Source organism: Candidatus Avelusimicrobium sp. (genome assembly GCF_050873505.1).
Lineage (GTDB): Bacteria > Elusimicrobiota > Elusimicrobia > Elusimicrobiales > Elusimicrobiaceae > Avelusimicrobium.
Genome location: NZ_JBNMIY010000004.1, coordinates 150,781 through 160,038, shown reverse-complemented (window position 1 = coordinate 160,038; position 9,258 = coordinate 150,781). Strand labels below are relative to the sequence as shown.

Here is a 9,258-nt window from a genome sequence, read left to right as displayed (position 1 = left end):
AATGGCTTTTAACGAAATAGTCCTTCCGCAAAAGATTCAACTGGAAGAAAAAACCGCGTCCGACTTTTACGGCAAATTTATTGCCGAACCGTACGAAAGCGGTTACGGTCATACGGTGGGCAACTCCCTGCGCCGGATTTTACTTTCCGGTATGGAAGGCGCCGCTGTAACCGCCGTCAGAATCGCGGGAGCCGTGCACGAATTCAGCACGATCCCCAATGTGCGGGAAGACGTTATCAATATTTTGCTCAATATGAAACGTCTGCGCGTGAAAATGGAAGGCAAAAACCGTGAATATTTGCAGTTGCACGTCGCCAAACCCGGCGTGGTAACGGCTGCGGATATTGAAGAAGCGTCCGGCGTGGAAATTGTCAATAAAGACCTGGCCCTGGCCACCTTGGAAGTGGGCGGCAGCCTGGAAATGGAAATTGAAATTTCCCGCGGCAAGGGTTATGTGCCTGCCGAAGATTTAGCCAAAATTCAGCGCCCTGCCGGGTTTATCCCGGTGGATGCCCTGTTCTCCCCGATTGTGAAGGTTCACTACGATGTGGAACCTGCCCGCGTCGGCCAGAAAACGGACTATGACCGCTTGATTTTGGAAATTACCACCGACGGCACCTTGGCTCCGGCCCGGGCGTTGCACCGTGCAGCGGTATTGCTGTCCAGTTCTTTGCATATTTTCACGATTGAAGGCGAAGACGATTGCGTGGCCACCACCAGCGACGAAGCGGTGGAAGAACCCGTGTCCACGACCGGGGCCGTCGCCGGCGCGAACGTCAATTCCAAATTGGATGAACTGTTAAACCAGTCCATTGAATTTATTGAATTGTCGTCCCGCTCCATTAATTGTCTTAAATCCGAAAATATTAACACGGTCCGCGACTTGGTTAAAATGACCGAAGACGACTTGAAAATGATCAAGAACTTCGGCGCCAAATCTATGGACGAAATCAAAGAAAGACTGGCCGAGATGAAACTTTCGCTCGGTATGAAAATTTAAGGAGTAGTTTTTAGCGTATGATTAAAAATACCGGATACAGAAAATTGGGCAAGACTGCGTCCCACCGCAAGGCTATGCTTAACAATATGGCCACCAGCATTATTCTTCACGAACAAGTGAAGACCACGCTGCCCAAAGCCAAAGAAGTCAGACGCGTGGTGGAAGGGCTCATCACGCTGGCCAAAGCCAACAACGAACGCGCCGCCAAAGACACCTTGAAGGATGCCGCGGCCGTAAAGAAACTGTTTGAAGTGTTGGCTTCCCGCTATGCCAACCGCGCCGGCGGCTTCTGCCGCATTTACCGCGCGGGGCTGCGCCAAGGCGACAACGCCGAAGTGGCCATCGTTAAACTGGTTGAATAGGTGAACGCTTATGGTAATAGACTATCTTGGGGGGCTTTTCTCTTCTGACTTAGGTATGGACCTTGGCACAGCCAACTGTCTGATCTATGTCAAAGATAAAGGCATCGTGCTGCGTGAGCCGTCCGTCGTCGCCGTGGAAAGAGAAACCGGCGAAGTGAAGGCTGTTGGCGCGAAGGCCAAGCAAATGCTCGGCAGAACCCCGGCTAATATTGTGGCCGTGCGCCCGATGAAGAACGGCGTGATTGCGGACTTTGAAGTTACGCAAGAAATGATCCGCTATTTCATCCGCAAGGTCCACAGCAGAAGCAGTCTGTTACGTCCCAGAATTGTGATTGGCATTCCCTCGGACATTACCGGCGTGGAAAGACGCGCGGTAGATGACGCCGCCCGCCAAGCGGGTGCGCGCGAGGTCTATTTGATAGAGGAGCCCATGGCTTCGGCTATGGGCGCCGATTTGCCTATCGCGGAACCGCACGCAAGTATGATTGTTGATATCGGCGGCGGCACGACGGAAGTGGCCGTTATCTCGCTGGGCGGGATGGTGGTCGCCAAGTCTATTGATGTGGCCGGCGATGAACTGACCGAGTGCATCGTGCAGTATTTCCGCAAAAAATACAATCTGATTATTGGCGAAACGACGGCCGAGGAAGTGAAAATCAACCTGGGTTCCGTCTATCCCTTGAAGGAAGAAAAATCAATGGAAGTAAAAGGGCGCGACCAGACACAAGGCCTGCCCCGCACCTTGACGGTAACTTCGGAAGAAATCCGCCAAGCGTTGATGGAGCCGGTGCGCCTGATTATTGACGTGATTAAAAGCACCTTGGAAGAAACCCCGCCGGAATTGGCCGCGGACCTCGTGGATAGAGGGCTTGTGGTGGCCGGTGGCGGCAGCCTGTTAAGAGGCATTACCGAACTGATCCGCAAGGAAACGGATATCCCCGTTCACCGCGCCGCAGACCCGCTTAGTTGCGTGGCCTTGGGTACGGGCAAGTTTTTGGAACAACTGAACGAAAAAGGCTCCCGCTTCTTCGGCTCCCGCGGTAAATCTTTCTAGCAGACGGTTGCAGAAAACCTTTTAGCGGACACAGTTCTTTAAGGGACCGTGTCCGCTTTTTCGTTTTAACAGGGGGATAAACCCCTATACAGATTTGAATTATGTTAGCACATAAAAAAAAGTCATCTAAAAAGCAAGCGCCCGGTTCCCGCCGGCGTTTTTTGCTCCCTTTAATTTTTTTATTGGCGTCCTTCCTGCTGATGATTTTGCCGCTGGAAGGTTTTGTATCTTCCGTTAAGGCTGTGCTGGCGTATGTTTTCCTGCCGCAGGTGCGCGCGGCGCACGCTACGGCCAAATATGCGGAAAACGTAAACCAAACCGTCCGCGAACTGTTGGACGCCCACCGGGAAAACCGGGAACTCAAACAAGAAATTGAAATGACCAAATTGCTATCGTCCCAGGCCGAGGCTATTTTGGACGAAAACGGCCGCTTAACCGATTTGTTAAAACTTTCCCGCACGCACCGTTGGAAGGGCGTATGGGCGAAGGTGGCCTACCGCGAGCCTTCCCAATGGAACGCCGTGATTATTGACAAGGGTTTAAAGGACGGTATAACGGAGCGTAGCGCGGTGATTTCTATGGAAGACGGGCACGAAGGGCTGGCGGGCGTGGTGGTGGAAGCCGCGGAAAGCACCGCCAAAGTGCTTTTAGTGCGCGACGAGGATTTTTCCGCCGCCGTTTATTTGGAGCGCGGCAAAGAGGAAGGCCTTTTAACGGGTAACGGCCCGCGCGCTGTGCGCATTAAATATATTCCCCTTTTAACCCAAGTGGAAAAGGGCGATAAAGTCTATACCGCGGCAACCAGCAGTATCTTCCCGGCGGGTATTTTGGTCGGGCAGGTAAGCGGCGTGCGTGAGGACGAAAGTTTCCAAACGGCCCTTACGGTAGAGGTAACCCCGCTGGTGCGTTCGGCGGCGGTGCGGGAACTGTTTGTAATTACGGGGAACGGAGGCAAATAACGTATGTGGAGTTTTGTAAAACTGCTTTTGCTGTTTGTGGCGGCTACGGTATGCCATTGGGCGTTTGCCTCGTTGTTTTCGTTTTGGGGGCTCAGCGTGAATATTATGCTGGCCTTTACGGCGGCCTTTTGCGCGGTATTGAAGCCGGAGTTTGGCTATTCTGCGGCCTTCGTGTGCGGGCTGTTTTTGGACTTTTTCGGCACCAAACTGTTTGGCAATAACGCCTTTTCCTTTACCGTGGCGGCTTGTATCATTTATGCGCTGGCGGAACGGTTTGATTTTGACGGGATTTTCCCGCAGGTGGTCAGCGTGTTTGGTTTGTCTGTTTTAGTCAGCGTGATTAATGCGCTCCTCGTGTGGTGGTTTGCCTCCGCCACGATGTGGCCCGGCTTTTGGAGTGTGCTGGGCGGCGCGGTGATTGGGGCGCTCTTGGCTCCGGCGGTGTTTTGGCTGGTGCGCCGGACCTTAAACGGAGGGGCGGTTTGCCGCCAAAGATAGGATTTTTATATGGCCGTTACCCGGATATTTTTTAACGCGCGTTTAAAGACAATGATGATTTTGGCCGCTGTGGCCGGAACGGTCATTGCGCTGCGTTTGGTGGATATCCAGGTCTTGCGCCACAACGATTATTTAAAAATGGCCGAGCGCAACCGCACGCAGATTTTGTACCAGACGGCTCCGCGCGGGCGCGTGTTCACCGCAGACGGCGTAGCAGTGGCCTCAAATGCCCCGGCATTTAGTTTTTATTACCTTTCCGCAGGACGCAAGGACCCTGAATATTTAAACCAATTAGCGCACGATTTGGCCCCGCATTTAAAGATGAGCGAAGAAGAAGTGCTCAAAAAGGTGGAACAAGGGGTTAAAACGGGCAAAGCCACCTTGTTGGCCGAAAACCTTTCCACCAAAAGTACAATGGCCTTGCAGGAACTCCAACTGTACTACCCCGGCGTGTATTTGATTGAGGAAACCAAGCGCAGTTATCCTTTTGGCGGGTTTGCCAGCCACCTCATCGGCTACATCGGCAGTATGGACGAACGCGAGTGGCAAAAGCGCGACCAAAGTATGGGGTACCGTTTGAACTCCAAAATCGGCAAAAACGGGATTGAAAAAAAATTTGAAAAAGAATTAAAAGGCCACGACGGCGGGGTATATTTGGAAGTGGATTACCGCGGCCGCGTAAAGAGCATTATTCAGGACAAAAAATGGTCCGCCGGGAGCGACGTTTATTTAACCTTGGATTTTGATTTACAGCGCGCGGCGGAGGAAGGCCTGAAAAATTCCAAAACAGGCCGCGGGGCCGCGGTGGCGTTGGACCCGCGCACGGGTGCGGTGCTGGCCTTGGCGAGCGCGCCTGCTTACGACCCGAATATTTTTGTGCAATACAGCGACGAGGAAAACCCCAAACAATCTAAAAAAATCAACGAATATAACCTCGCCGTGCAGGGGATTTATCCGCCCGCTTCCACCTTTAAAATTATTACGTCTGCCGCCGCCTTGGAAGACGGACATTTGGACGTAAACCGCAAAATTAACTGCCCCGGGCATTACGATTCCGGCCCGCGCATGTTTAAATGTTGGGGCAGGCACGGCCCGGTGGACTTTTTTGACGGGGTCAGCAATTCCTGCGACGTATATTTTTATGTTGTGGCTTCCGAAACCGGGGCCGCCGCTATTGAGCGGGTAGAGCGCAAGTTTATGTTTGGCCGCCAAACGGGTATTGATTTGCCCGGCGAAAAGGCGGGCAATTTGTACGGCCCGACCCGCCGCGCGCGCAACAAAACCTATTGGTTTATCGGCGATACGTTAAACCTGTCTATCGGGCAGGGGGAACTTCTGGTAACGCCTTTAAAAATGGCGCAGTTTGCGGCCGCCGTAGCCAGCCGCGGAAATGTCTATCGCCCGTATTATGTGGAAAAAATCGTCAGCAACCAAACGGGCAAAACCGAAGTCGTGGGCAAAACGGATATTTTGCAAAAGGCCGATTTAAAGCCCAAAACATACGATTTGTTGTTTAAAGCCTTGAAACATACGGTGGACGACGGCACCGCGCGGCGCGTGAAAATCAAAGGGCTGGACGTATATGGCAAAACGGGTACCGCGCAGAACCCGCACGGCAAAGACCACGGTTGGTTTATGGCCTTTGCGGGCCGAGAAGGCGAAGAGCCGACGATTGCTTTGGCGGTATTTGTGGAGTTTGGCGAAGGGGGCAGTTCCGCCGCCGGGCCGATTGCACGCTCTATGCTGGAAGCCTATTTCCGCTTAAATAAACCCGCGGAAAAGCCCCACGCGCAGGCCCGCTCTGCCGAAGATTATGACGAGTTGTTAAGGAGTGGCGATTAATATGGCCGCATTTCGCAATTTTACTAAAAATTCCAGCCGCAGCCGTTTGGATTATGTGCTGTTTGGCGCAATGATTTTACTGGTGATACTGGGTGCGCTGTGCATTATGTCTGCTGTCAACAGTTTGTCTTTTGCTAACCCCATTGTCCGCACGCACTTGGTGGCCCTGCCGGTGGGGGCGTTTGCCTTTTTTGTGGGGTGGAGTTTTAACTACCAAATCTTTGATGAACAATGGAAGTACCTCTACGGCTTTATTTTGGCCCTATTGGTGGGGGTGCTGTTGTTTGGTTCCTATCAGCGCGGGTCGCGCTCGTGGTTTGTGCTTCCTTTTTTCTCTATGCAACCCTCGGAAATCTGCCGCGTGGCCACCATTTTGGCCGCCGCCGCATTTTTGGACAGACGAGGCCAGCGTATCCGCGATGTTTCCACGCTCTTTGGCTTGGGGGCATTATTGGTGCCTGTTTTTGGCCTGATTATGATGCAGCCGGACTTTTCGTCAGTGGTGGTTACGTTCCCGGCCATTTTGGTACTGCTTTATTGCACGGGTGTAAATGTGTTCTATTTGGGTTTAATCGGCCTTTTTGCGGGCGTGGCGGGGTTTTTTACGATTGCCTGGACATATATCTATCTCCACCCGGATTTGCAGGAATATTGGCTGGTGCGCGCGTTTTATGATTTGGCGCATAACGGCTGGTATATGGCGGGGTTTTCTGTATTGGTGATTGTGCTGGGGTATGCAACTTGGTGGTTTTTTAAACAGTTGCGTATGTTACTGCCGTCTTTTTACTTTGTACTGGCTACCTTGGTGGTGCTGGCGGGGCTGTTTGGCGGGATATTTGTGGACCACCAAATGAAGCCACACCAGAGAAAGCGCGTAGAAACCTTTTTGGCCCCCAAGTCCGACCCGCGCGGTGCGGGGTATAACGTCTTGCAAGCGCAAATTGCTATGGGCGCGGGCGGCGTTTTCGGCTCGGGGCTCTTTTCGGGAACCCAGTCGCGCCTGGGGTTCGTGCCCGAAAAACACACAGACTTTATTTTGGCTGTGGTGGGGGAAGAACTCGGCCTGTGGGGGACGCTTCTTGTGTTGGGGCTCTATTTACTCATTTTATGGAGAATAATCGTAGTGGCGTACAGTTCAAGCGACCGCTACGGTTATTTGGTATGTTCCGGCATATTCGGGATGTTTTTTACCTATATGCTGGTAAACTTTGGGATGCTTATCGGTATTGTGCCGGTAGCCGGGATTCCGCTGCCGTTTATTTCGTACGGCGGGTCCAACTTGGTATCCAGTTTATGGGCATTAGGGGTGGTGCAGTCGGTTTACGCGCGCCGCATACGGGCATAAAAAGATGATAAACACGCCAAAAATTTATAAAATGCGTATAGTGTTCACCTGTGCCGAAAAATCGCCGGCGCGGCTGAACACCTTTAATGCCGTGCGCAGTATGGTGCTCGCCAGCGGGTTACCCTACGAACCGGCCAAGGTTAATAAAAATTGGCCCCGGCTTGCGTACGGTCCGGCGCCGTCTATGGGTGTGCGGGCGGAAAGGGAGTATTTGGATATTTATTTGCTTTCCGCCGTGCCCGCAGAGCAGGTGCGCAGTTCGCTGGAACAGGCCAAACCGCAGGGGCTCACGCTTTTGGACGTACAACGCGTGCCCTATGCGCTGCCTTCGGTGCAGAATTTGGCCGCCGCAGCCGTTTACCGGGTGGAAGGAAATTTTGATTTGTTTGCCCCGGATATGACGGCGGAAGATTTCTTTAATGCGGCCCGGGTGGATATTACCCGCCGGGCTGATAACGGGCTGGCACTCGTGCAAAATGCCAAACCGTACATTTGGAAAGCGCAAACCGTTTCCAACCGCGCCGTGCGTTTAACGCTTTTAAACGTACAAGGCAAGTGGGAACGTCCGCAAACGCTTATCGCCGCGTGGCTGGGGGTTGATATCCCGGCGCAGGACGAAGCGTTTACGGTGGAAGGTTTTACATTTATTAGGGAAAGTTTCCTTTGGCAGGACAGCGAAGGGGAATTTCACCCCATTTAAAGGCTTGTGAAAGAGCCAAGAGAGGATTTTAGTATGAGTAAGAATTTAGAAGGACAGCCCTCCGTGGAAGTCTTGGTCAATACGTCGTTTGAAGAAACGCGTATCGCCATTTTGGAAGACGGACGGGTAAACGAACTGATTTGGGAACGCCGCGGCGCGCTCAATATTGTGGGTAACATTTACAAGGGTACGGTGGAAAACGTACTGCCCGGTATTTCCAGCGCGTTTTTGAACATCGGCTACGAAAAGAACGCCTATTTGTATATTTCCGACGTGTTAGGCGGCGACAAAAAGAACATTGATAAAGTGCTCCATAAAGGCCAGGAAGTAATGGTTCAGGTGGTAAAGGACGCTATCAGCACCAAAGGGATGAAGGTAACGATGGACGTAACCTTGCCCGGGCGCTATTTGGTTTTAACGCCGCACCAAAGTTTTGTGGGCGTATCTAAAAATATTGAAGATTCCGAAGCCCGCCACAAATTAAACGATATTATGCAGGACTTGGCCGCCAAGCACTTAAACGGGATGGGCTGTATCGTCCGCACGGAAGCCGAAGAGGCCACCAAGGACGAACTGGAACGCGAGGTAAAATACCTCTACCGCCAATGGCAGTCTATCGTTAAGAAATTTGAAACGTCCCGCTCTCCTAAACTTTTGCACGAGGATATGGATGCGGTGTTGCAGGTGGCGCGTGATGTACTGTCCGAAAACGCAAAAGTCTATTTGCTGGACAGCAAAAAAGATTACGAACGCGTATTGGACTTTGTGGAAAAGAACTCCCCGGATTTGGCCGACCGCGTGAAACTCTACAAGGGCAAAACGCCGATTTTTGAAGCCTATAATGTGGAGCCGGAAATTGATAACCTGCGCAAAACCAAACTCCCGCTCCCCAACGGCGGCAGTATTATCATCCAGGAAGCGGAATCCCTCTGTGCCATTGACGTAAACACCGGTAAATTTACCGGCAACAAATCGCAGGAAGAAACCGTAACCCAGACCAATATTGAGGCCGCGGGCGAAATCGCTCACCAGTTGCGTTTGCGCAACATCGGCGGGATTATCGTCATTGACTTTATTGATATGCGCAAAGCGTCCAGCCGCCACCGCGTGGTGGAAGCCTTGGCCGCCGCCGTGCACGGGGACCGCGCCAAAATCCGCATTTTGCCGATTACGCGCTTGGGCCTGGTGGAAATGACGCGCGAGAGAAAGCGCGCCAGCACGGGCAGTTTTATCAGCGAAGAGTGCCCCCAGTGCCACGGTTCGGGCCGCGTGTTGTCGGCGGAGAGTATGCGCATTAAAATCCAGCGCGAAATTTACGACCTTACCAATGGCCGCCCCGGCGGAAACCTGCGCGTGGTGTTGCACCCGGTTTTGGCCGAAGCCATTAAAAACCGCCAAGAGGACATTGAGCAGAATATTCACCGCACGCTCAAAATCCAGGCGGACCCGCAGTTGGCGTGGGAAGATTACAAAATCGTCTTGGAGTAAAATAAGTGCG

The 9,258-nt window shown here is 52.5% G+C and carries 9 protein-coding genes; all 9 read left to right on the top strand.

What is annotated here, in order from left to right:
• Nucleotide 1 precedes the first annotated feature (1 nt).
• The 9 genes from ACR0QV_RS03695 (at nucleotide 2) to ACR0QV_RS03655 (ending at nucleotide 9,248) form a co-directional block, all read left to right on the top strand.
• On the top strand, nucleotides 2-1,000 hold the full coding sequence (locus ACR0QV_RS03695; RefSeq protein WP_428052907.1) for a DNA-directed RNA polymerase subunit alpha: 999 nt from the start codon (nucleotides 2-4) through the stop codon (nucleotides 998-1,000).
• 17 nt (nucleotides 1,001-1,017) lie between these two features.
• The gene (gene rplQ, locus ACR0QV_RS03690) at nucleotides 1,018-1,362 is read left to right on the top strand and encodes a 50S ribosomal protein L17 (protein ID WP_428052909.1); all 345 of its coding nucleotides are present in this window, start codon (nucleotides 1,018-1,020) and stop codon (nucleotides 1,360-1,362) included.
• A gap of 10 nt (nucleotides 1,363-1,372) precedes the next feature.
• A complete protein-coding gene (locus tag ACR0QV_RS03685) occupies nucleotides 1,373-2,416 on the top strand; it encodes a rod shape-determining protein MreB (RefSeq protein ID WP_177746080.1) in 1,044 nt (347 codons plus the stop codon).
• A gap of 161 nt (nucleotides 2,417-2,577) precedes the next feature.
• A complete protein-coding gene (gene mreC / locus ACR0QV_RS03680) occupies nucleotides 2,578-3,375 on the top strand; it encodes a rod shape-determining protein MreC (RefSeq protein ID WP_432634696.1) in 798 nt (265 codons plus the stop codon).
• A 3-nt stretch (nucleotides 3,376-3,378) separates the two neighbouring features.
• A complete protein-coding gene (gene mreD / locus ACR0QV_RS03675) occupies nucleotides 3,379-3,873 on the top strand; it encodes a rod shape-determining protein MreD (RefSeq protein WP_432634694.1) in 495 nt (164 codons plus the stop codon).
• 9 nt (nucleotides 3,874-3,882) lie between these two features.
• Complete coding sequence (gene mrdA / locus ACR0QV_RS03670) at nucleotides 3,883-5,715, top strand: penicillin-binding protein 2 (RefSeq protein WP_432634692.1); 1,833 nt, start codon at nucleotides 3,883-3,885, stop codon at nucleotides 5,713-5,715.
• Between the two features lies 1 nt (nucleotide 5,716).
• Nucleotides 5,717-7,060, top strand: a complete 1,344-nt coding sequence (locus ACR0QV_RS03665) for an FtsW/RodA/SpoVE family cell cycle protein (RefSeq protein ID WP_432634690.1) — start codon at nucleotides 5,717-5,719, stop codon at nucleotides 7,058-7,060.
• A gap of 31 nt (nucleotides 7,061-7,091) precedes the next feature.
• Complete coding sequence (locus ACR0QV_RS03660; protein ID WP_432634688.1) at nucleotides 7,092-7,760, top strand: DUF2344 domain-containing protein; 669 nt, start codon at nucleotides 7,092-7,094, stop codon at nucleotides 7,758-7,760.
• Nucleotides 7,761-7,793: 33 nt separating this feature from the next.
• Nucleotides 7,794-9,248, top strand: coding sequence for an Rne/Rng family ribonuclease (locus tag ACR0QV_RS03655; RefSeq protein ID WP_428052920.1), 1,455 nt, complete (start codon nucleotides 7,794-7,796; stop codon nucleotides 9,246-9,248).
• The last annotated feature ends 10 nt before the right edge of the window (nucleotides 9,249-9,258 follow it).

What these genes read in the sequence shown, in the direction of transcription:
- ACR0QV_RS03695 (WP_428052907.1), top strand. Translation starts at nt 2, where the DNA reads ATGGCTTTTAACGAAATAGTCCTTCCGCAAAAGATTCAACTGGAAGAA.
- rplQ (WP_428052909.1), top strand. Translation starts at nt 1,018, where the DNA reads ATGATTAAAAATACCGGATACAGAAAATTGGGCAAGACTGCGTCCCAC.
- ACR0QV_RS03685 (WP_177746080.1), top strand. Translation starts at nt 1,373, where the DNA reads ATGGTAATAGACTATCTTGGGGGGCTTTTCTCTTCTGACTTAGGTATG.
- mreD (WP_432634694.1), top strand. Translation starts at nt 3,379, where the DNA reads ATGTGGAGTTTTGTAAAACTGCTTTTGCTGTTTGTGGCGGCTACGGTA.
- mrdA (WP_432634692.1), top strand. Translation starts at nt 3,883, where the DNA reads ATGGCCGTTACCCGGATATTTTTTAACGCGCGTTTAAAGACAATGATG.
- ACR0QV_RS03665 (WP_432634690.1), top strand. Translation starts at nt 5,717, where the DNA reads ATGGCCGCATTTCGCAATTTTACTAAAAATTCCAGCCGCAGCCGTTTG.
- ACR0QV_RS03660 (WP_432634688.1), top strand. Translation starts at nt 7,092, where the DNA reads ATGCGTATAGTGTTCACCTGTGCCGAAAAATCGCCGGCGCGGCTGAAC.
- ACR0QV_RS03655 (WP_428052920.1), top strand. Translation starts at nt 7,794, where the DNA reads ATGAGTAAGAATTTAGAAGGACAGCCCTCCGTGGAAGTCTTGGTCAAT.